The sequence below is a fragment of the Streptococcus sp. Marseille-Q8145 genome, from assembly GCF_965112035.1.
This window is the reverse complement of record NZ_CBCOPQ010000001.1, coordinates 273,972-294,383: the sequence shown is the minus strand read 5'-3', so window position 1 is coordinate 294,383 and position 20,412 is coordinate 273,972. Positions and strand designations below refer to the sequence as shown.

Sequence of the window (20,412 nt, the reverse complement as noted above, 5' to 3'; positions counted from 1 at the left end):
GAATAACCATGTGGACTGACGGACGGATTGATTATCAGGGACAAAAAGTGGATTACATTGCCAAGGTTAGTCCCCAACCTTCAGAAGTTGGAATTGACCTTGGATGTATTTTCAAATTAGATATTGAAGTAGCTGAAGAAACAATCGTTTCTTACGACAGAGGATGGGAACTCTATCCTGAAACAGAAGAACGTGAAGCCATTCTTGAGGCGGTTTTGATGGTTTTAACTGTTTAAAATATCTTTAAATTTATGCAGAAATGACTGGATATATCTCCTTTTTAGAGTTAATATGTACACAACAAAAGAAGAGGAGAACAATACCATGACAAAGCGTCAACAAGAAAAACTCAATGCCCTTTTAACAGAAATTGCAAAAGAAGAACTTTTTGTAGAAACCTTGGAAAAACGTTGGAGCGACAATCTTGACTTCTACGATGTTTCGGTATGGGGTATCAAAAGAGCATTGGAGAGAGCCTACGAAGCAGGCCAAAAATCAGTAAAATAAAGTAAAGCCTAGCCTCATAAAGGTTGGGCTTTTTGCGTGGAGGAATTATGATTATTTCTAGTGAACAAGTTTCAGTTGGACACCCAGATAAAATCTGTGATCAGATTTCAGATGCCATTTTGACGGAGTGTCTAAAGTATGACAAATCAAGTCGAGTGGCAGTTGAGACTTTAATCAAGGATAACCAAGTTGTGGTAGCTGGTGAAATTTCAACTAGACATTACTTTAATCTCGAGAACATTGTTCGTCAGGTTGTCGAGCCACTTGGTATGAAAAATGTTCGGGTAACTAACCTACTTGGACTCCAAAGCTCAGATATTGCACAAGGAGTAGATAATGGAGGTGCTGGTGATCAAGGAATGATGTTTGGTTATGCGACAGACGAAACACCTGAGTACCTGCCACTTCCTTATGTTCTAGCAACCCGAGTCCTTGAGAAACTGATGTCGCTTGGTCACCCCTTACTTGGAAAGGATGCGAAAGCACAGGTATCCTACGACTATGAGAAGAAACGGATTGATACCTTTTTAGTTTCCATCCAACATACTGAAATAGCCAACCTTGCCAAAGTGAAACGAATTGTGACTGAAGCTATGATGTCAGTAGCACTTCGTTACCGTCAGAATCTAGATTTCAAAGTTCTAGTCAATCCGACCGGACGTTTTGTTCTTGGTGGTTCGTTTGCGGATGCAGGAGTTACTGGTCGAAAAATTGTGGCCGATACCTATGGTGGTTTTGCACATCATGGTGGCGGTGCTTTCTCTGGAAAAGACCCAAGCAAGGTTGACCGCTCAGCAGCATACATGGCACGAAAGATTGCTAAGGATATTGTTCGAGAAGGGTATGCGAAACGATGTGAAGTACAATTAGCCTATGCCATTGGAGTTGCAGAACCTGTGTCGGTATATGTAGAAACCTTTGGAACCAGTCGCTACACCTCAACACAACTGGAAGGAATGATTCGTGAACGCTACGACTTGACCCCACAAGGTATCATTAAGGAACTTCATCTCTTGAATGTAGACTACACCAAAACATCTTGCTTTGGGCATTTCACAAAAGCCTATCTTCCTTGGGAGAAGTAAGATGCCAAGAAGACCAAGCACACCTTGTAAACAAAATGGTTGTCCTAACCTAGTACCTTATGGTCACAAGTATTGTGACAACCATAAAGCAAACTACCAACTGGATACCAAGTCAACCAAAGCCAAAGGATACAATGCCCAATGGAATAAAGCACGACTTCGTTACTTAAAAGTTCAACCACTTTGTGTTCAATGCAAAGTCAAAGGTCGATTGACCAAGGCAACAGTGGTTGACCATATCACACCCCACCGAGGTGACCAAGACCTCTTTTGGAATCAAACCAACTGGCAAGCACTTTGTAAGTCTTGTCATGATAGGAAGACCAAGACGACTGACCGATATGTGGAGTATACGTATCGATTTTAGTCTTGGAGTTTCGTTACAAAAGTATCTAATTTTTAACCCTTTGGGGGAGGGGGGATGAAATCTCTAAACCCTTGGGAGACTAAGACCGACGCCCCCTCAAACGTGAAAAATCGCAAAATTCAAAAGGGGGTACACAAAAATAGATTTTTACTGACCCCAAACATTATCTACGACAAGGTTTTTCATTAAATCTTGTCGTTTATTTTTACCCAAAAACTGGGATAAAAGCTAACTAAAAGAGGTTAAAATGAACGATTTTAAAGCAAAACAAGTGTGGAAAATGAGAAACGAGGGTCTGGGCTATCGCAAAATCGCAAACTTGCTTGACCTCAGTCTGACGGCAGTCAAACGCTACTGCAGTACTAACCCTCATCTAAAGGGTTATGGTCAGGCAGTAGTGGCTATGATTTCTGACGGACAAAGAAATGGACAATTGTGCAAAGAATGTTTGAAACCCATTGAGCAACCTCGTAAAGGGAGAACGAAACAATTCTGCTCAGACAGTTGCCGTCGTAAGAATTGGGTGACGCAACATCCTGAAAAAGCGGATAGCCATGTTTGTGAACTGTGCGGTAAGACCTTCACAGCTTATGGTAGCCCTAGAAGAAAATTTTGTAGCAGAACCTGCGCAAGAACACCACGGAGGACATGATGACGAAAGAAAGTATGACATGGTTAACATTAACAGTTGACCAACTTAATTCAGCTAGTTATAACCCAAGGAAGGCTCTCAAAAAGGGCGACAAGGAATACGAAAAAATCAAACGGTCGATTCAAGAGTTTGGTTATGTCGAACCTATTATTGTCAACTATGATATGACTATCATTGGTGGTCATCAACGACTGACGGTCTTGAAGGACTTGGGCTTTAAAGAAGTACAGTGCGTTCAAGTCCATATTGAAGATGAGAATAAGGTTAAGGCACTGAACGTTGCCCTAAATAAAATCACTGGTAGCTGGAATGAAGAGTTGCTTGCGGATTTGATGTTGGACTTACAAGAAGCTGACTTTGATACAGACCTAACTGGTTTTGAATTCCCAGAAATTGACCAGCTTTTTTCTAAGGTCCATAACAAGGAAGTCAATGAGGATGACTTTGATGTGGATGAAGAACTCAAGAAACCAACTGTTGCTAAACAAGGTGACATTTGGTACTTAGGAAAACATCAAGTCATTTGTGGCGACTCTACCTTGCCAGAAACTTACATCACATTGATGGGGGATAAGAAAGCTAACTTAGTTTTGACAGACCCACCTTATAACGTCAATGTGGAAGAGACAGCAGGTAAAATTAAGAACGACAATATGAGTGACTCTGACTTCTATAAGTTCTTATTTGCTATGTTCGTTAATGTTGAACAGAACATGGAGTCCGATGCCTCTATCTATGTTTTTCATGCTGATACGGAAGGGTATAACTTCCGTAAAGCGTTCAAAGATGCAGGCTTTTACTTGAGTGGATGCTGCATCTGGAAAAAGAACTCACTTGTTCTTGGTCGCAGCCCTTATCAGTGGCAACATGAGCCTTGTCTCTTTGGTTGGAAGAACAAAGGGAAACACCAATGGTTTTCTGACCGCAAACAAACTACCATTTGGGAATACGACCGTCCTAAGTTAAGCAAAGAGCACCCAACCATGAAACCAATTCAATTGATGGCCTATCCCATTCAAAACTCATCCATGCGTGGAACAGTCGTCCTTGATCCATTCCTTGGAAGTGGGTCAACCTTGATCGCTTGTGAAGAAACAGGTCGGATTTGTTATGGTATTGAATTGGATGAGAAGTTTGTGGACGTGATTGTGAAACGTTACTTTGAAGCGACTGGTGACCAATCAATCAAGGTTATGCGAGATGGGAAAGAAATCAAGTATGCGGATTTAGTTGAGGTGTCAGTATGAATCAGTTAACCTTCATTGATTTCTTCGCAGGTATTGGTGGTTTTAGACGTGGACTTGAGCTGGCTGGGATGACCTGCATTGGTTATTGTGAAAAGGATAAATTTGCGGTTAGAAGTTACCAAGCCATGTATGATACGGAAGGAGAATGGTATTCAGATGATATTACAAAACTTAAGCCAAATGACATTCCAAAAGCAGATATATGGACTGCGGGAAGTCCTTGCCAAAATGTGTCTATCGCAGGAAAGCGAGCTGGACTACGAGCTGAAAGAAGTGGACTCTTTTTTACACTCGTTGACCTCCTCAAGAGCCAAAGTGAAGAAGATAAGCCCGAGTGGCTCATCCTTGAGAATGTTAAGGGACTTTTATCAAGTCGCAGAGGAGTCGATTTCCTCGACTATCTCCTTGAACTGGACGAAGCAGGGTACGACCTTGAATGGCAAGTGTTCAATTCCAAAGATTACGGAGTTCCCCAAAACCGAGAACGTGTCTACACTATCGGACATCTTAGAAGCAGAGGTAGACGACAAGTATTACCTCTCCAGCCAGAAAGCAGTGGCAATCTTAAGCAACTTGTAGGAGGTATGCAGTCCTATCGTGTCTATGATACGGACGGTATTTCTACAACTTTAGTTGGCACTGGTGGCGGTGTTGGGGCAAAGACAGGGCTTTACTTGATTGACCAATCTACAACCAAACCAAAGGTAACAGACCAAGCACGGTGCATCACTGCTCGTTACACAGCAGGTTCTACCAAGAGGACAGCCATGAACTCTGGTGTGATGGAAGTACAACCTATTCTAACTCCAGACCGAGTGAACAAACGTCAAAATGGTCGTCGATTAAAAGAGAAAGGTGAGCCTATGTTTACCTTAACTTCTCAAGACAGACACGGAGTTGTAGAAGGAATTAAAGTAAGGAACGGTACAAAGCAAGGGTATCAAGTGGCAGAACTTGGTGACTCTGTTGATTTATCTTATCCAGCATCTCCAACGAAACGAGCAAGAGTAGGTAAGGGCATTGCTCATAACCTCTCTTGCAGTGGTCAAATGGGTGTGGTGGTCTGGAATGGTCGAATGGTTAAAATCAGACGATTAACACCTCGTGAGTGTTTTAGACTTCAAGGTTTCACGGATGACCTCTTTGAGAAAGCTCAAGCCGTAAACTCTGATGCCCAACTCTACAAACAAGCAGGTAATGGTGTAACAGTTACCGTTGTTTATGCGATTGGAAAGGCTATTCTTTCTTGCTTAAATCTTAGATGATTACTGGATAGTGTTTGGTACTAATGGTAATATACAGCTACCAAAAAGAAGGAGGCTTCACAATGAATAACGGTGCAAAAGAAAGAGTTGAATGTTTATACCCTGTAGGCTGTCGAGTTAAACTACTTGAAATGGATGATCCATTTCCACCACCTATTGGAACGCTAGGTACTGTCTATGGACATGACGACTTAGCTTCAGTTTTAGTTCATTGGGATAATGGTAGTGGGCTGAGTGTCGTCTATGGAGTTGATAGGATAGTAAAGGTGGAATAAGGCTATGTGGGAGTTGGTAGTCATTGATAGAGGTGAGAGACATTATGTCTGCGATTTGCTCAGAGAATCTTCAACTGACCCAAGTTATATCAATGGTGAATAGATTGCTCATTTGACCTTGAAACGTGACGGTCATCTTGTGTATGCTTACCATCGTGGGGTCTCATTAGATGCAATGAATGCTTTGGATAGGGAAGTTTTTAAAGAAATAATAGCAGATTATAATTGATAATAGTGAGCTTATAACTGGCTATTAAACTCCTTTAGAGGTAATATGTTCACAACAAAAGAAGAGGAGAACAAAAAATGTCAACATCCACAACACTTGAAAAAATGTTTCAAACTATGGAACAACCTCAAGTATCATCCCTTACATAGATTGGGTGATTGTAGCTTTCAATGGATACAAAGGGGTTGGACTTCATATCTATGAAACCATAGATAGCCTAGAAGACTTTGATAACTTTGAAAGAAAGTTTGACAGAATCATTGAAGCTGAAGAAACATTTCAAGATTTGGGCATGCAGTAAAATGGGCTTTTGAACAATTACAATAAACCGAAAGGGTCTCGCAAGAGGCCTTTTTGCGTGTCAGAAAAATGGAAGATAGGAGGTGAGCGACCTGGCACAGCGTGGACGTAAACCAAAACCAACTGGTTTAAAAGTTCTTGAAGGTAACTTAGGTAAGCGTCCTCTCAACCATAAAGAACCTAAACCAACTAAGAAAGCTCCTCGATGCCCATCGTGGTTAGAAGAGGATGCCAAGAAAGAATGGAAACGCATGAGCAAGGTGCTCGAGTCCATGGGTCTTTTGACAGATATGGATATGACGGCTTTTGCAGGATACTGTCAAGCGTACGCTAGATGGAAAGAGGCAGAAGAGTTCCTAACGAAACATGGCTCTATTATCAAAACACCGAACGGCTACCTCCAGCAGGTTCCACAAGTTTCCATTGCTCAAACCAACATGAAAATCATGCTCAAGTTCTCCGAGCAGTTTGGTCTAACCCCTTCTGCAAGAAGTCGAATACAGGCTGATAGTAGTGATGGAGAACAAGATGAAATGGAAAGTCTATTGAGGGAGGTATAGGATGACTTATCACTATAAACCAAGTCCTTTTATGTTGCCTACCTCACACTACGATGAGAAGAAAGCGGATAGGGCGGTAGCCTTTATCCAAAATCTTAAACACACCAAAGGGAAGTGGGCAGGTAAGCACTTTTTACTTTTACCATGGCAGGAACAGATTATTCGTGACTTATTTGGAATTGTGAAAGAGGATGGAAACAGACAGTTTCTCTCCGCTTATGTAGAGATTCCAAAGAAAAATGGTAAGAGTGAGCTTGCGGCTGCCATTGCCCTCTATCTGTTATATGCGGATGGTGAAGCAAGTGCTGAAGTTTACGGTGCTGCTTGTGATAGAAACCAAGCCTCCATTGTATTTGATGTGGCCAAGCAAATGGTAGGGATGTCAAACCCATTAAACAAGCGATCCAAAATCATGGGAGCAACCAAACGCATTGTTAATTACAATAATGCAGGTTTTTATCAAGTGCTATCTGCGGAGACTGGGACAAAGCACGGACTTAATGTGTCAGGTCTTGTCTTTGATGAAATCCATGCTCAACCCAACCGCCATCTCTATGATGTTCTTACCAAAGGTTCTGGTGATGCGCGTGAACAACCACTATTTTTTATCATCACTACCGCAGGTACAGATAAGAACTCTATCTGTTATGAACTTCATACGAAGGCACTAGATATCTTGTCTGGACGAAAGAAAGATGAAACGTTCTACCCAGTTGTTTATGGCCTAGCTAATGATGAGGATTGGCAGGATGAAGAAAATTGGTATAAGGCAAATCCATCATTGGGTCACACCATTCAGATTGACCGTGTGCGTGAAGCCTATCGAAATGCCATCGACAATCCAGCTGAAGAAAATGTTTTTAAGCAACTCCGTTTGAATATGTGGACAAGTTCCACGGTGACGTGGATTGCGGAACATGTCTATGACAAAGGAAATAGACCGATAGTTGAAAGTAGTCTGCTTGGTCGAGAGTGTTATGCAGGGCTTGACTTATCAAGTACGTCTGACATTACTGCCTTTGTTTTAGTGTTTCCACCACGGACTGAGGATGAATCTTACATTGTGTTGCCCTACTTTTGGTTGCCAGAAGACACGCTACCTTTGAGATGTCGACGTGACCATGTTCTTTATGATGTTTGGGAACGTCAAGGCTATCTCAAAACAACCGAAGGGAATGTGGTACATTATGGCTTTATTGAGCGTTTTATCGAAGACTTATCTACTAAGTTTAACATCAAAGAAATTGCTTACGACCGTTGGAATGCGACACAGATGGTTCAAAACTTGGAGGATATGGGCTTAACTGTAGTGCCATTTGGTCAGGGATATAAAGATATGTCACCACCATCTAAGGAATTATACAAACTCATGATGGAGGGCAGGGTCACACACGCTGGTCATCCAGTTTTGAAATGGATGGCTCAAAATGTGGTCATGAGGCAAGATCCAGCTGGTAACATCAAGCCAGACAAAGAGAAGTCAGTCGATAAGATTGATGGGATTGTAGCTCTCATTATGGGACTAGACCGTTGTATCCGTCATAAAGGTGATGATGGTAGTATTTACGACCAGCGAGGAATTTTGAGTTTTTAGAAGGAGGCTCTATGGGAATCTTAGAATTGATAGGCTTAAAGAGGGCAAGAGACAAACCGACCAACTCGTATGAGGGGTCGGATTTTTCGTACCTCTTTGGACGAACCACATCAGGGAAGAATGTCAATGAAATGACAGCTCTTCAAACCACTGCAGTCTATGCCTGTGTGCGAATTTTAGCTGAGGCGATTGCCAGTCTCCCCATTCATGTTTACAAGCATACGGATGAAGGCAAGGAACAAGATGTTAATCATCAGCTCTATTACCTACTTCATGATGAACCAAATCCAGACATGACATCCTTTGTCTTTCGTGAGACACTCATGAGTCATCTATTGATTTGGGGCAATGCTTATGCCCAGATTATTCGTGATGGAAGAGGGCAGGTCTTAGCCTTGTATCCCTTGTTGCCAGATAGGATGACCGTCAAGCGTGATGATAAGGGTGAACTCTACTATGTTTATCAACGTAGTGAAGAGGACAACCCGAACTTCAAAGATAAAGGAAATATCATTCTCAAAAAAAGTGAGGTTTTACATGTTCCTGGCCTTGGCTTTGATGGTTTAATTGGCTACTCACCGATTGCTATGGCAAAAAATGCCGTTGGTATGACCTTGGCGACTGAAGAGTATGGTGCATCATTCTTTGCGAACGGTGCGAATCCCGGAGGTGTTTTGGAACATCCCGGTATTCTCAAAGACCCCAGTAAGGTTAGAGAGTCGTGGAATCAAGTCTATCAAGGCACAAACAATAGCCATAAGGTTGCTGTCCTTGAAGAAGGCATGATCTATAAGACTATTGGGATTCCACCCAATGAAGCCCAGTTCTTAGAGACACGTAAGTTTCAAATCAATGAAATTGCAAGACTCTATCGGATACCACCTCATATGGTCGGTGACTTGGAGAAATCTTCCTTTTCAAATATTGAACAACAGTCCTTGGAGTTTGTGAAGTACACGCTAGATCCTTGGGTAGTTCGATTTGAACAAGCCTTTCAAAAAGCTCTGCTTTTACCTGATGAGAAGAAGACCTACTTTATCAAGTTCAATGTGGACGGTTTGTTAAGAGGGGACTACCAGAGTCGGATGAATGGCTATGCCATAGGCCGTCAAAATGGTTGGTTGTCAACAAATGATATTAGACGCTTAGAGGACATGAACCCACTTTCAAAAGAAGAAGGTGGTGACCTTTACTTGGTCAATGGCAACATGACCAAGTTAGAAGACGCAGGAGGTTTTATCAAAGATGCATAAATTTTGGAATTGGGCCAAAAATGAGGGGGAACGAACCCTCTTTTTAAATGGTGTGATTGCCAGTGAATCTTGGTTTGGGGATGAGGTAACTCCTCAACTCTTTAAAGATGAACTGCTTTCAGAACAAGGAGATATCACACTTTGGATTAATAGCCCGGGTGGAGATGTCTTTGCGGCGGCTCAGATTTATAACATGTTAATGGATTATAAAGGAGCAGTCACCGTAAACATTGATGGCATTGCGGCTAGTGCAGCATCTGTCATTGCCATGGCTGGAACAATTGTAAACATGAGTCCAGTCTCTATGATGATGATTCATAATCCGGCCACTTTTGCGAGTGGTGACAAACGTGAGATGGAAAAAGCTATTCAGCTTCTAAATGAAGTGAAGGAGTCGATTATCAACGCTTATGAGATTAAGACATCTCTAAGTCGTCAGAAACTCTCAAACCTCATGGATGGAGAGACTTGGCTCAATGCAAAGAAAGCAGTTGAGTTAGGTTTTGCGGATCAGATTATCTTCGATGGCACTCATGACAATGATGAGTCACAAGATGCCTATGCATTTTCAATGCAGACAGTAACCAATCAAGTGGTCGCCAAGTGTGAACAGTTGATAGATAAACCCAAGGTTGCAGTAAGCACCTTGGAAAAACGACTACAGTTATTAAAACCCTAGGAGGACATTTATACTATGGACAAAATTTTAGAACTACGAGAAAAACGTGCCAAGGTTTGGGATAAAGCCAAGAACTTCTTAGATTCATGTCGTGATGAAAAGGGCATGATTTCACAGGAAGATAGTGAACACTACGATAAGTTGGAACAAGAAGTGGTTGACCTTGGAAAAGAGATTGACCGTTTGGAACGCCAAGAACGTATTGAGCGTGAACTGTCACAAGCAACTAGCGCGGCTATTGTCTCTCAACCACGAACTGATGCTGGTGGTGATGAGAAGACAGGTACGGCTTCAACTGTTTACAACCAATCATTCTGGAAAAATGTGCGTCAAAAGAATTTCTTTGACGTTAATAATACCTTGAACATTGGGAATGATGGTCAAGGTGGTTACTTGGTACCTGATGAATACGAGAACCGCTTGATTAAGGCTCTTGAAGAGGAGAACTTCTTCCGTCGTTTGGCAACCATTATCAAGACCTCAAATGGTGAGCGCAAGATTCCAGTGGTGACAGGTCATGGTACGGCTGCGTGGATGGATGAAAATGGTACTTACCCAGAGAGTGAAGAAACCTTTGGCCAAGTGACTCTTGGTGCTTACAAGGTTGGGACAGCTATCAAGATTTCAGAGGAGTTGATTCATGACTCTGTCTTTGACCTTGAATCCTATATGGCAGAAGAGTTTGCTCGACGCATTGGGTCTAAGGAAGAAGAAGCCTTCTTGATTGGTGATGGTTCTGGTAAACCAACTGGTGTCTTTACCACAGTTACTGAAGGGGTTACTTCAACAGGTGCCAACATCACCTTTGATGATGTGATGGACCTTTATCATTCTCTCAAGTCACCTTACCGTAAGAATTCCGTTTGGATTCTCAATGATTCTACTATCAAGGCTCTGCGTAAGTTGAAGGACAACAACGGAAATTACATCTGGCAACCATCTGTTCAAGCAGGAGTACCAGATATGATTTTGAATCGACCATACTATACGTCAAGCTATGCCCCAGAAATTGCTTCTGGGCAAAAAGTTCTTGCTTTTGGGGATTTCTCCCACTATTGGATTAGTGACCGTCAAGGGCGTTCCTTCAAACGTCTGAACGAGTTGTATGCGACTAGTGGTCAAGTTGGATTCTTGGGTAGCCAACGTGTGGATGGGAAATTGGTTCTTCCTGAAGCTGTCAAAGTGCTCACCATGAAAGGGTAAGATATGCTTACGCTTTTAGAAGCTAAAATCTATCTACGAGTTGATACTTCTGAGGAAGATAATTTGATAAAAGTCTTGATTGCAACGAGTGAAGAACTCTGCAAAGACGTATTGCGAGTGGATGAGTTGGTGGATACACCGCTTATTCGCTCCGCAATGCTCTATGCGGTAGCTTATCTTTTCGAGCATCGAGAAGAGGCTAACCATCATGATTTGAAAGAGACGCTCTATCATCTGTTAGGTGGTTTGCGAAAAGAGGTGTTTTAAATGAAAATTGCACCTTTAAACCAGCGAGTTCTTTTCAAGAAACGTGTGATTACTCAAGATGATATTGGTAACGAAACAAGTCAGTTTACTAATTTATTTTCACGATGGGCTAGTGTGAATCAAGCAAATAGTGATGAGATATTTGAAGTGGGTCAAACGAAACGAAAACTTCAGCTGATAGTCACTCTTAGATATGATTCAGAAGTCGCCTCACTTGATACCACCAATACACAACTCATCTTTCAAGGGAAATCGTTTAATATTCTTTCAATTGACCATGTCTTTTTTGAAAAGAAAATGGTCAAATGTCGAGTGGAGGAAGAGCCATGAGAGCTGATGAACTGAGTAGGGCTATTGAAAAGGAGCTAGAGGAATACTTGCATCAAACAACAGAGACGGTAGTTGAAGCAGTCGATGATGTAACGGACGAGGCGATTGCGACTCTAAAATCTACATCGCCCAAGCGGAGTGGTCGCTATGTGAGAGGGTGGACTTCAAAGGAAACGAGTAGCACGTCCACTGGTAAAACGAAAACGATTCATAATCGGACACCAGGCCTAACTCATCTACTTGAGAATGGCTATGCCAAACAAAATGGTGGTCGAGTTTCCGGGCGTCCTCATATTGGCCCCGTTGAACAAAAAGCAGTTCAAGCTTTGGAGAAGAAGATTCGAGGTAACTTATGAGTGAAAAGGAGTTTTTTAAACAGCTAAAAGCCTTACATCTTCCGATTGCTTATCATCACTTCGAAGAAGGTCACAGTCCAAGTCCGCCTTTTATGGTTTATTATAGTCCGCAATCAGAAAACTTTGGGGCAGACAATCAGGTTTACCATAAGGGCGCGCAATTCATTCTTGAACTTTACACAAGGAAGAAAGACCTCGACGTTGAAGGGAAGATTGAAACTTTTCTGACGGAACAACATTTGTTTTTTGACAAGGTTGAAACTTATATTGATACCGAGCAACTTTATCAGGTTGCTTTTCATTTTGCATTTTAAGAAGGAGAACATATGGCTGAAAAAAATAAAGTCACGTTTGGTCTACAAGATGTCCACTGGGCAGAAGTCACAACGGAAGGGAGTGACGGAGCCTTAACCTATGGGAATGTTGAACGATTAAGAGGTGCTGCAGAGTTGACCCTTGAAGCAACAGGAGATTCAGGTTCCTACAAAGCGGATAATATCAACTTTTATACGACTGAGTCTAATGATGGTTATAGTGGAACTTTGAAGGTTGCCCTTTTAACACAAGAGTTCTTAACTCGAGTGTTAGGAGAAACACTAGATGATACCAATAAGGTGATTACGGAATCATCCAATGCAACTCGGAAAAACTTCGCATTAATGTTCCGTTTTGAAGGGGATAAGAAGGAGACACTTCATGTCCTCTATTACTGTTATGCCTCTCGACCAACAGTAGGCTCAAAAACCAAGAATGGTAGTGATATCAATGAAGTGGAATTGAAATTCACAGCCAGTCCACGTCCACTTGATCAGGTGGTTCGTCGTCGGACAACAGAAGAGACCCCCGAAACAGTGAAGAAAAATTGGTTTAAGTCTGTATATGAGCCAACTGTCGCAAGTGGAGGTAGTCGTACATGAGAAAACAGGTGACGATTTGTGGGAAAGTTTACCCACTAGCAAGTAATGCTTACACGCCGATTGCCTATAAAGAACAATTCGGTAAAGATTACTTTCAAGACCTCTTTCAAATGATTAATGCCAAGTCTATTTTAGACCAACTTAATCAGTTAGAAGAAGGAGAGGAGCTAACCGCACAAAATATGGATGTCTCCATTCTTTCTGATTTCGATATGACCTTCTTTCATCGACTATTTTGGGTATTTGCCAAATCAGCCAATCCACGGGTGAAAGCATTTGATGTTTTCTTTATGGAGATGGAGGAGTTACCGATTCAGGAGATTGGTCCAGTCTTGATGGAGATGTTAAATCAAGGAATGTCGACTCGAAAAAAGTCGATGAAACCGATGAAGCGAGTGAAGAAATCTTCACGGTAGAAAGCTACTTGTCCTGTTGCAAGGAAACTGGACTATCTATGGATGATTTAAAACACATCTCTATTGGGATGGCACTGGATTATCAGACGGATTATGTCGCCTTGCGTTCTGACAAACCACAAACTAGACGAGCAACCCAAGCTGATTTTGATAACTTTTAGAGAAAGGAGGGAGAACTATGGCTGGTAACATCAAAGGCATTACGATTGAGATTGGTGGTGACACCCAACCTTTACAACGAGCCTTGAAGGGAATAAATAAAGAATCAGCGGAATCCACTAAAGAGCTGAAACAAATTGATAAAGCACTGAAATTTGATACTGGCAATGTCACTCTCCTTACTCAAAAGCAAGAGGTGCTTTCAAAACAGATTGCGACCACGAAAGAAAAATTAGAAACCTTACGTCAGGCACAAAGTCAAGTTGAAGCGCAATTCCAACGTGGGGATATTGGTGCAGAACAATATCGAGCATTCCAACGTGAAGTTGAGACAACACAAAATGTCCTAAAAAGCTATGAAACAAAACTTGAAGGAGTTAATCGAGCGCTTGATTCTCACGGAAACACAGTTGAAAGCAACCGGTCGAAATTAAACAGTTTAGAAGCTGAACAGGCCCAATTAGCATCAGAGAGTGAGAAACTCAATTCCACCTTTCGTTTGCAAGAGAGTCAGCTTGGTTCAAATGCTTCAGAGTCTGAAAAATTAGCCTTAGCACAAAGAAGAATTGCTAGTCAGTCTGAACTCGTTGAGCGTCAAATTGCGAATTTAGAACGTCAGTTAGAACTAACCAAATCAGAATATGGCGAGAATTCTGTCGAAGCCAATCGGCTTGAGAAAACACTCAACGATACTAAGACAGCCTATAACAATCTCCAACAGGAAATGGAGGGGCTTTCCAATGCCTCCCAACAATCTGCAGCAAGCCTTGAACAAACCAATGGTTTATTAAAAGCAGATATCCTTATGGAGTTTGGAGACCGATTGGGTGAACTCTCTCAAAAGTTAATCGAATTTGGGCAACAATCTCTTGAAGCTTTTCGTGAAGTTGATGAAGGAATGGATATCATCATCACCAAGACTGGTGCTAGTGGAAAGGCACTTGAAGGGATGCAAGATATTGCGACTGAACTCGCCACTTCCATTCCTACAGACTTTGCGACAGCAGGTAGTGCGGTTGGGGAATTAAATACTCAGTTTGGCTTAACAGGAGATGCTTTATCACAGGCTTCAGCATTACTGATTAAGTATTCTGAAATCAATGGTTCGGATGTGACGCAATCGGCTATTTCTGCCAAACAGGCCATTGAAGCCTATGGTCTTGAGTCTAAAGACCTCGCCATGGTACTTGATACGGTCACTTTTACTTCCCAACAAACTGGGGTTGGTGTTCAGGATCTAATGAGTAAGGTCGTATCTGGTGCTCCTCAAATTAAGTCACTTGGGTTATCCTTTGACGAGGGTGTCGCCTTAATGGGACGCTTTGAAAAAGCTGGTGTCGATTCAAGTGCTGCACTTTCTACTTTATCTAAAGCGGCTGTTAATTATGCCAAGGATGGCTTAACCTTACAAGATGGTCTGGCAAAAACTGTTGAACAAATTAAGAATTCAACAAATGAGACAGAGAGTCTGACACTCGCTTCAGAAGTTTTTGGTTCAAAAGCTGCGCCACGAATGGTCGATGCCATTAAGCGTGGTGCTTTTTCATTTAATGATTTATCAGGGACTGCTAAGAATGCTTTAGGAGTTGTGACGTCAACTTATGAAGCAACACTTGATCCGATTGATAAATTTACGATTGCACAAAATACTGCTAAAGCTGCCATGGCAGAGGTTGGTGGTGTTTTAGCTGAAGCTCTAGCACCAGTCTTAGAATTATTGGCTCAATTACTACAAGCTGTCGCCAATTGGTTCAGCAACTTACCTGGTCCCATTCAGACCTTTATTGTCATTATGGGGGGGTTAATTACAGTTGTCGGTCTGTTGTTACCTGGACTCTTAGCCCTTCAAGCGGCAGCAGTCGCCATGGGAACGACCATTGGAGGATTGGTCGTTGCAGCAGCTCCGATTGTTGGAACAGTTCTAGGCATCATAGCAGTGATTACCCTATTAGTCGTTTGGATTCAAGAACTGTGGCAAAACAATGAGGGCTTTAGAACTGCAGTCATTGAAATCTGGAATGCCATCTATGCTTTTATTTCTGTGATCATTCAAGAGATTTCTACCTTTATCATGACGATTTGGGGAACTCTTACCACTTGGTGGACAGAAAATCAAGCCCTTATACAAGCAGCAGTGGAAACGGTCTGGAATGCCATTTCTACAGTTATTCAGACGGTCATGTCTTTGATTGGCCCTTATCTTGAAGCTGCTTGGGCAAATATTCAGTTAATCATCACCACGGCATGGGAGATTATCAAAACGGTTGTAGAAACAGCTATCACAGTTGTATTAGGAATCATCAAAGCCATTATGCAGGCTATTACTGGTGATTGGTCTGGTGCATGGGAAACCATTAAGGGTGTTCTTCAAAGAGTTTGGCAAGCTATTCAACAAATTGTGACGACTATCTTGTCAGCAATTGGTCAGTTTATTTCCAACACTTGGAACGGTATCAAAAATACCATCAGCAATATCCTATCTGCCATTTCAGGTATCGTGTCTTCTATTTGGAACACGATAAAATCCGTCATTTCGTCAGTGATTTCTTCAATTGTTTCTTTTGTATCCAGTGGCTGGTCTGGCATTCAACAGACCATTTCTAGTATTCTCAGTGGTATTAGCTCCACTGTTTCAAGTGTCTGGAATGGTATCAAGAATTCTATCTCAAACGCCATCAATGGTGCAAAAAATGTTGTATCTTCTGCCATTAATGCCATCAAGAATCTGTTTAACTTTAAGATTTCATGGCCACATATTCCTTTACCTCACTTTTCTGTGAGTGGTTCTGCCAATCCACTTGATTGGTTAAAGGGCGGTTTGCCTAAGATTTCGATTGCTTGGTATGCCAAGGGTGGGATTCTAACGAAACCGACAGCCTTTGGCATGAATGAGAAACAACTGATGGTTGGTGGTGAAGCTGGGAAAGAGGCTGTCTTGCCTTTAACCAAACAGAATCTTGCGGCAATCGGTGAAGGAATCGCCTCAACCATGGGAACTGGTGGCAATTTCATCAATGTTTCCATTACAGATGTAGTGATAAGAGAAGAAGCCGATATCAAACGACTAGCCAATCAAGTAGCAGAAAGAATTCATGACGAGTTAACTCGTCAACAATCATTGAGAGGGGTGACTTTGTGATCCAACATAATGCTTTAATCATAGACGGTGTATCAACGGCCTCATTCCCTTACAAGATACTCGTGGAAGATAGACCAAGTTTTCATATTCCGACTTCTAAAAGCCAACTGCAAGAACATGACGGTTTGAGTGGTGGTTTGGTTTTGACCAATAAGCACCGAAAAGCGATTGAGAAAGCTTATCGGATTCACCTTATTGGTGCGACTGAGGAACAAATTAATGAATTTTCTGCACTTTTAACTCGTGAAGGCTTTTGGCTTGAAAGTGAGCGCATGAAAATGACTCGGTACTGGTGCTATAAGGTGGATAGTTTTGATATTGTTCAAGATAATTTAGGAGTCTTCAGCATGGAGGTAACTTTTCTGTGTCACCCCACTCGATATTTTAAGAAAGTGAGTGAGTATACTTTAACGAAGAATGGGATGATTCCCTTGCTTGGTTCAGCTCTGTCTTATCCTAAGATTACTGTTTCAGGTAAATCGACTGGAGAGACAAGTTTCACCATCGGTGAACAAGTTATTGGTTTGGAGCAACTAAACAAAACTTTGGTTATGGATAATGACCCAAGTCATCCTAGTTTTTTGACGGAAAGTGGAGAGTTGGTTCATTGGTCAGGAGATTTTATCACGCTTGATGCCAATCAAAAGGACAAGAAAGTTGGTGTTGTTCTTGGTACTGGAATCACCAGTCTTCACATTGAAATATTATGGGGGTGGACGTAATGTTATTTTTGTTAGACGGACAAACTAAAACTCCAAAATGGAATGGGTTTCCTCTTCATGAAACCTTGAGTGCGGAAGTTGAAGAAACTTTGAATGGAGATTTTACGCTTCAATTTGACTATCCCATCACAGATTCAGGCATCTATAAAGAGTTGGTGACAGATAAATTGATACTATGTCCAGTACCATATGTCAAAAAACAACTCTTTCGGATTAAGAAACCAGTTGAAGAAAACGATAGGGTTCGTGTGACTTGCCAACATATTACGGATGATATCATGCGTCGCTCTATTCTACCAGTTTCGAATCAAAATGTGACCTGCCAAAGTGCCCTTGGACAATTGATTTCAAAAGCTAAAAGAGATATAGCACCCTTTTCTTTTGATAGTGATATTACAAAGAAACGGTCGTTTAATACGACAGAGACAGCTACACTTTACCAAGTGTTGATGGATGGGAAACATTCTATTTTAGGAACTTGGGAGGGAGAGTTGGTTCGTGATAACTTTTTGTTCACTATCAAAGAACATCGAGGAAAGAATCGTGGGGTGGTCATTTCAACGCATCATAACTTAGAAAAGTTTGATCGTACTCGTTCTAGTCAGTCTATTGTCACTCGCATTTATGCGTCCTCAATTTTTAAGCCAGAAGGTGAAAAGGAAGAGAAAACTCTTTCGGTTATGGTGGAGAGTCCTCTCATCCATCAATATCCTTATGTGCATGAGGCGGAGTATGAGAACAATAATCTCCATACCGAGGAAGAATTGAGACAATGGGCGATGGCAAAATTTAGCAATGACCATTTAGATCAGGTTTCAGAAGTGATTGAGATTGAAGCCTTTGAACTAGATGGGCAAGAGGTGCAGTTGGGGGACGAGGTGACCCTAAAAAGTAGACTTCATCAAGTTGATGTGGTCAAAAGAGCAGTTGGTTATCGCTTTAATGCCTTAACAGAGCAAATCACATCCATCTCATTTGACGATACGGTCGCGTTTGGTGGACAAGGGGTGTCAGGAAATCCAATATCATCTGTCGCAAATGAGCTCTTAACTCTCAATGATGGAAAGATTCAACGTCAGATTGAAAGGGAGCGAGCCAATCTCAGTCGTGTACTTGATTTCAATATGAGTCGAGTAAACAAGGATGTAGAAGATGGGATTGAGCGAGCAAAAGCTGAAGCAATTCGGAGTGGCAATCAAGCAGCAGTTGACTATTTATCCTCAGAGGCGGCAGAAATTCGCTTTGCGGCTATTCAAAAAGCAAAGATAGATGAACTAACCGTGTCCAATTCTGCTTGGATGCGTCGTTTGGTTTCTCATCAGGTGTTGACTGAGTATTTAAATGCGATAGAAGTCAATGCCAACAAGGTTGTTATTCCTGGAAGTCACAAGCCAGTATTTTCATTGGACTCCAATGGGAATATTTCAATTGATACACCACTCTTAAAAGTGAGAGGCGAAGAACTAGCTACCAAGAGTCAACTTTCTAAACTGTCACTCACTCCAGGTCCAAAAGGAGACAAAGGTGTCAGCATTTCCCAAATCGAAGAATACTATTTAGCGAGTAATCAAAAAACAGGAGTCCTCACATCAACGAGTGGTTGGTCAAAAACCATTCCTGTTTTAACGGATACCATTAAATATCTTTGGAATTACAAACGAACTGTTTTCACTGATGGAAATGAAACGTCGACGACACCAGTGGTTATTGGTGTATATGGGAATAAGGGAGATACCGGTCAAACCTTATATACGTGGAAGATGTATGCGGACAGTGAAAAAGGAGAAGGCATTTCACCCTCACCCAAGGGAAAACGCTATTTTGGTCTGGCGGTGAATCGACCAACCGCAACACCCTCAACGAACCCAAGTGATTATACTTGGTCTTCTTTCTTTGAGGGGACTGTTTTAGGTGGTCGGAATTACATTGATGACTATGCCATGCGAGAAACAAGTTTCACTAATCTTCAGTCAGAATGGCGAAAAGAAATCGTAGAAGATAGTACATCTGTCAGTGGCATCTCGATTAAAATGACTTGTACCAAAGCAGGAAGTGGTGGCTTTAAGCGAGATTTTTTTGACTTGCGGACACGCATTGGACAGACCATGACTTTTTCGGTGGAACTAAAAGCTTCAAGAGCAGTATCCATGATGATTGGCTCTGAATTAGGTGGAACAAAGCCTGTTTCACTGACAGCTAATTGGGAACGAGTGGTGTCTAGCTGGAAGGTGTCCAGTAATTCAACATGGTCTTTTGTCTTTACCTTATCCTCAGGAGCATGGGCGCAAGGAGATGTGGTTTGGTTACGGAATGTTCAATTAGAGGATGGCAATGTAGCAACCGCTCCAGGTCCATCCTTAGCAGATTTGATGAAGCAAATTGATGGGAAAGCAGACCAAAGTTTTATGAAGCAACAATTGGATATCCTAACGGAGAAGACGGAGTCGATTCGAGTGGATATGGAAGCGAGGGCACTGGCCAGTGAAGTTTCTGATTGGCTCAAGACCTATAAGGAATTTGAAAAGAGTAACAAGGAAACACTCACCAAATTCAATCAGGATTTTGTCACAAACACGCAACGCATCGCAGCTATTGAAGCTGATTTGAAAAGTAATGCCTTGCTTTTACAATTTGTGAACACTTATCTGCGAGCAGGTGATAATGGTGTCATCATTGGTAAGAAAGATAATTCTGAGTTTATCGAATTAACCCCACAAGGAATGATGATTAAATCAGCAGGGAATGCGGTCATGACCGTTACTTCTGGTGTGATTAAAATCCACCATGGTGTATTCGTTGAAACGCTACAAGTTGGATATTATCGTTTAGAAGCTGCAAGGCATAACCCCAAACATTTGGTTTGTCGCTTCATCGACAGCAAGACTTAGAA

At 41.8% G+C, this 20,412-nt stretch carries 23 protein-coding genes and 1 pseudogene; all 24 read left to right on the top strand.

The genetic code is table 11. The features are described from left to right. The first annotated feature begins 8 nt into the window (after positions 1-8). The gene (locus ACWPVL_RS01510; protein WP_032462756.1) at positions 9-236 is read left to right on the top strand and encodes a DUF7678 domain-containing protein; all 228 of its coding nucleotides are present in this window, start codon (positions 9-11) and stop codon (positions 234-236) included. 88 nt (positions 237-324) lie between these two features. After that, positions 325-507, top strand: a complete 183-nt coding sequence (locus ACWPVL_RS01505) for a DUF6900 domain-containing protein (RefSeq protein WP_024388637.1) — start codon at positions 325-327, stop codon at positions 505-507. Positions 508-554: 47 nt separating this feature from the next. After that, positions 555-1,592 carry a methionine adenosyltransferase gene (metK, locus tag ACWPVL_RS01500; protein WP_032462755.1) on the top strand — a complete coding sequence of 346 codons (1,038 nt, stop codon included), beginning with the start codon at positions 555-557 and terminating at the stop codon, positions 1,590-1,592. A gap of 1 nt (position 1,593) precedes the next feature. Then, entirely contained in the window at positions 1,594-1,959 is a 366-nt protein-coding gene (locus tag ACWPVL_RS01495; protein ID WP_032462754.1) for an HNH endonuclease, read from the top strand. A gap of 247 nt (positions 1,960-2,206) precedes the next feature. Beyond that, positions 2,207-2,611 (top strand): Zinc-finger protein, encoded by a 405-nt coding sequence (locus ACWPVL_RS01490; RefSeq protein ID WP_011184693.1) that lies wholly within the window; start codon positions 2,207-2,209, stop codon positions 2,609-2,611. A gap of 14 nt (positions 2,612-2,625) precedes the next feature. Continuing rightward, positions 2,626-3,858: a site-specific DNA-methyltransferase gene (locus ACWPVL_RS01485; protein WP_011184692.1), complete on the top strand. Its 1,233-nt coding sequence runs from the start codon at positions 2,626-2,628 to the stop codon at positions 3,856-3,858. Beyond that, positions 3,855-5,123 (top strand): DNA cytosine methyltransferase, encoded by a 1,269-nt coding sequence (locus tag ACWPVL_RS01480; protein ID WP_011184691.1) that lies wholly within the window; start codon positions 3,855-3,857, stop codon positions 5,121-5,123. Before ACWPVL_RS01485 ends, ACWPVL_RS01480 begins: the two co-directional genes overlap by 4 nt. Before the next feature lie 62 nt (positions 5,124-5,185). Then, positions 5,186-5,398, top strand: coding sequence for a DUF4314 domain-containing protein (locus tag ACWPVL_RS01475; RefSeq protein ID WP_032462752.1), 213 nt, complete (start codon positions 5,186-5,188; stop codon positions 5,396-5,398). A 306-nt stretch (positions 5,399-5,704) separates the two neighbouring features. Next, positions 5,705-5,954: pseudogene (locus tag ACWPVL_RS01470) on the top strand (Nmad4 family putative nucleotide modification protein). A gap of 65 nt (positions 5,955-6,019) precedes the next feature. Further along, complete coding sequence (locus ACWPVL_RS01465; RefSeq protein WP_032462765.1) at positions 6,020-6,487, top strand: phage terminase small subunit P27 family; 468 nt, start codon at positions 6,020-6,022, stop codon at positions 6,485-6,487. A gap of 1 nt (position 6,488) precedes the next feature. Beyond that, positions 6,489-8,081 carry a terminase large subunit gene (locus ACWPVL_RS01460; RefSeq protein WP_032462751.1) on the top strand — a complete coding sequence of 531 codons (1,593 nt, stop codon included), beginning with the start codon at positions 6,489-6,491 and terminating at the stop codon, positions 8,079-8,081. An 11-nt stretch (positions 8,082-8,092) separates the two neighbouring features. Next, the gene (locus ACWPVL_RS01455; protein WP_011184688.1) at positions 8,093-9,334 is read left to right on the top strand and encodes a phage portal protein; all 1,242 of its coding nucleotides are present in this window, start codon (positions 8,093-8,095) and stop codon (positions 9,332-9,334) included. Beyond that, the gene (locus ACWPVL_RS01450; protein WP_011184687.1) at positions 9,327-10,013 is read left to right on the top strand and encodes a head maturation protease, ClpP-related; all 687 of its coding nucleotides are present in this window, start codon (positions 9,327-9,329) and stop codon (positions 10,011-10,013) included. The genes ACWPVL_RS01455 and ACWPVL_RS01450 overlap by 8 nt, the downstream gene beginning before the upstream one ends. Positions 10,014-10,028: 15 nt before the next feature. Then, the gene (locus ACWPVL_RS01445) at positions 10,029-11,216 is read left to right on the top strand and encodes a phage major capsid protein (protein WP_011184686.1); all 1,188 of its coding nucleotides are present in this window, start codon (positions 10,029-10,031) and stop codon (positions 11,214-11,216) included. A 3-nt stretch (positions 11,217-11,219) separates the two neighbouring features. Beyond that, positions 11,220-11,483 (top strand): head-tail connector protein, encoded by a 264-nt coding sequence (locus tag ACWPVL_RS01440; protein WP_032462750.1) that lies wholly within the window; start codon positions 11,220-11,222, stop codon positions 11,481-11,483. After that, a complete protein-coding gene (locus ACWPVL_RS01435) occupies positions 11,484-11,813 on the top strand; it encodes a phage head closure protein (RefSeq protein WP_011184684.1) in 330 nt (109 codons plus the stop codon). It abuts the gene before it with no gap. After that, entirely contained in the window at positions 11,810-12,169 is a 360-nt protein-coding gene (locus ACWPVL_RS01430) for an HK97 gp10 family phage protein (RefSeq protein WP_032462749.1), read from the top strand. Before ACWPVL_RS01435 ends, ACWPVL_RS01430 begins: the two co-directional genes overlap by 4 nt. Further along, positions 12,166-12,483, top strand: a complete 318-nt coding sequence (locus tag ACWPVL_RS01425) for a hypothetical protein (protein WP_011184682.1) — start codon at positions 12,166-12,168, stop codon at positions 12,481-12,483. The genes ACWPVL_RS01430 and ACWPVL_RS01425 overlap by 4 nt, the downstream gene beginning before the upstream one ends. Before the next feature lie 12 nt (positions 12,484-12,495). Beyond that, positions 12,496-13,086, top strand: a complete 591-nt coding sequence (locus tag ACWPVL_RS01420) for a major tail protein (RefSeq protein ID WP_011184681.1) — start codon at positions 12,496-12,498, stop codon at positions 13,084-13,086. After that, the gene (locus ACWPVL_RS01415; protein WP_011184680.1) at positions 13,083-13,502 is read left to right on the top strand and encodes a hypothetical protein; all 420 of its coding nucleotides are present in this window, start codon (positions 13,083-13,085) and stop codon (positions 13,500-13,502) included. The genes ACWPVL_RS01420 and ACWPVL_RS01415 overlap by 4 nt, the downstream gene beginning before the upstream one ends. Before the next feature lie 38 nt (positions 13,503-13,540). Continuing rightward, complete coding sequence (locus ACWPVL_RS01410; protein WP_032462748.1) at positions 13,541-13,663, top strand: hypothetical protein; 123 nt, start codon at positions 13,541-13,543, stop codon at positions 13,661-13,663. A gap of 17 nt (positions 13,664-13,680) precedes the next feature. Beyond that, positions 13,681-16,800, top strand: a complete 3,120-nt coding sequence (locus ACWPVL_RS01405) for a phage tail tape measure protein (RefSeq protein ID WP_032462747.1) — start codon at positions 13,681-13,683, stop codon at positions 16,798-16,800. Continuing rightward, a complete protein-coding gene (locus ACWPVL_RS01400) occupies positions 16,797-17,522 on the top strand; it encodes a phage tail protein (RefSeq protein WP_011184677.1) in 726 nt (241 codons plus the stop codon). Before ACWPVL_RS01405 ends, ACWPVL_RS01400 begins: the two co-directional genes overlap by 4 nt. Continuing rightward, positions 17,522-20,410 (top strand): phage tail spike protein, encoded by a 2,889-nt coding sequence (locus ACWPVL_RS01395; RefSeq protein WP_011184676.1) that lies wholly within the window; start codon positions 17,522-17,524, stop codon positions 20,408-20,410. Before ACWPVL_RS01400 ends, ACWPVL_RS01395 begins: the two co-directional genes overlap by 1 nt. Positions 20,411-20,412 lie beyond the last annotated feature (2 nt).

Coding starts and splice junctions, on each gene's coding strand:
- ACWPVL_RS01490 (WP_011184693.1), top strand. CDS start 2,207: ATGAACGATTTTAAAGCAAAACAAGTGTGGAAAATGAGAAACGAGGGT.
- ACWPVL_RS01450 (WP_011184687.1), top strand. CDS start 9,327: ATGCATAAATTTTGGAATTGGGCCAAAAATGAGGGGGAACGAACCCTC.
- ACWPVL_RS01485 (WP_011184692.1), top strand. CDS start 2,626: ATGACATGGTTAACATTAACAGTTGACCAACTTAATTCAGCTAGTTAT.
- metK (WP_032462755.1), top strand. CDS start 555: ATGATTATTTCTAGTGAACAAGTTTCAGTTGGACACCCAGATAAAATC.
- ACWPVL_RS01480 (WP_011184691.1), top strand. CDS start 3,855: ATGAATCAGTTAACCTTCATTGATTTCTTCGCAGGTATTGGTGGTTTT.
- ACWPVL_RS01405 (WP_032462747.1), top strand. CDS start 13,681: ATGGCTGGTAACATCAAAGGCATTACGATTGAGATTGGTGGTGACACC.
- ACWPVL_RS01430 (WP_032462749.1), top strand. CDS start 11,810: ATGAGAGCTGATGAACTGAGTAGGGCTATTGAAAAGGAGCTAGAGGAA.
- ACWPVL_RS01460 (WP_032462751.1), top strand. CDS start 6,489: ATGACTTATCACTATAAACCAAGTCCTTTTATGTTGCCTACCTCACAC.
- ACWPVL_RS01410 (WP_032462748.1), top strand. CDS start 13,541: ATGGATGATTTAAAACACATCTCTATTGGGATGGCACTGGATTATCAG.
- ACWPVL_RS01455 (WP_011184688.1), top strand. CDS start 8,093: ATGGGAATCTTAGAATTGATAGGCTTAAAGAGGGCAAGAGACAAACCG.
- ACWPVL_RS01415 (WP_011184680.1), top strand. CDS start 13,083: ATGAGAAAACAGGTGACGATTTGTGGGAAAGTTTACCCACTAGCAAGT.
- ACWPVL_RS01395 (WP_011184676.1), top strand. CDS start 17,522: ATGTTATTTTTGTTAGACGGACAAACTAAAACTCCAAAATGGAATGGG.
- ACWPVL_RS01440 (WP_032462750.1), top strand. CDS start 11,220: ATGCTTACGCTTTTAGAAGCTAAAATCTATCTACGAGTTGATACTTCT.
- ACWPVL_RS01435 (WP_011184684.1), top strand. CDS start 11,484: ATGAAAATTGCACCTTTAAACCAGCGAGTTCTTTTCAAGAAACGTGTG.
- ACWPVL_RS01425 (WP_011184682.1), top strand. CDS start 12,166: ATGAGTGAAAAGGAGTTTTTTAAACAGCTAAAAGCCTTACATCTTCCG.
- ACWPVL_RS01505 (WP_024388637.1), top strand. CDS start 325: ATGACAAAGCGTCAACAAGAAAAACTCAATGCCCTTTTAACAGAAATT.
- ACWPVL_RS01510 (WP_032462756.1), top strand. CDS start 9: ATGTGGACTGACGGACGGATTGATTATCAGGGACAAAAAGTGGATTAC.
- ACWPVL_RS01495 (WP_032462754.1), top strand. CDS start 1,594: ATGCCAAGAAGACCAAGCACACCTTGTAAACAAAATGGTTGTCCTAAC.
- ACWPVL_RS01445 (WP_011184686.1), top strand. CDS start 10,029: ATGGACAAAATTTTAGAACTACGAGAAAAACGTGCCAAGGTTTGGGAT.
- ACWPVL_RS01475 (WP_032462752.1), top strand. CDS start 5,186: ATGAATAACGGTGCAAAAGAAAGAGTTGAATGTTTATACCCTGTAGGC.
- ACWPVL_RS01420 (WP_011184681.1), top strand. CDS start 12,496: ATGGCTGAAAAAAATAAAGTCACGTTTGGTCTACAAGATGTCCACTGG.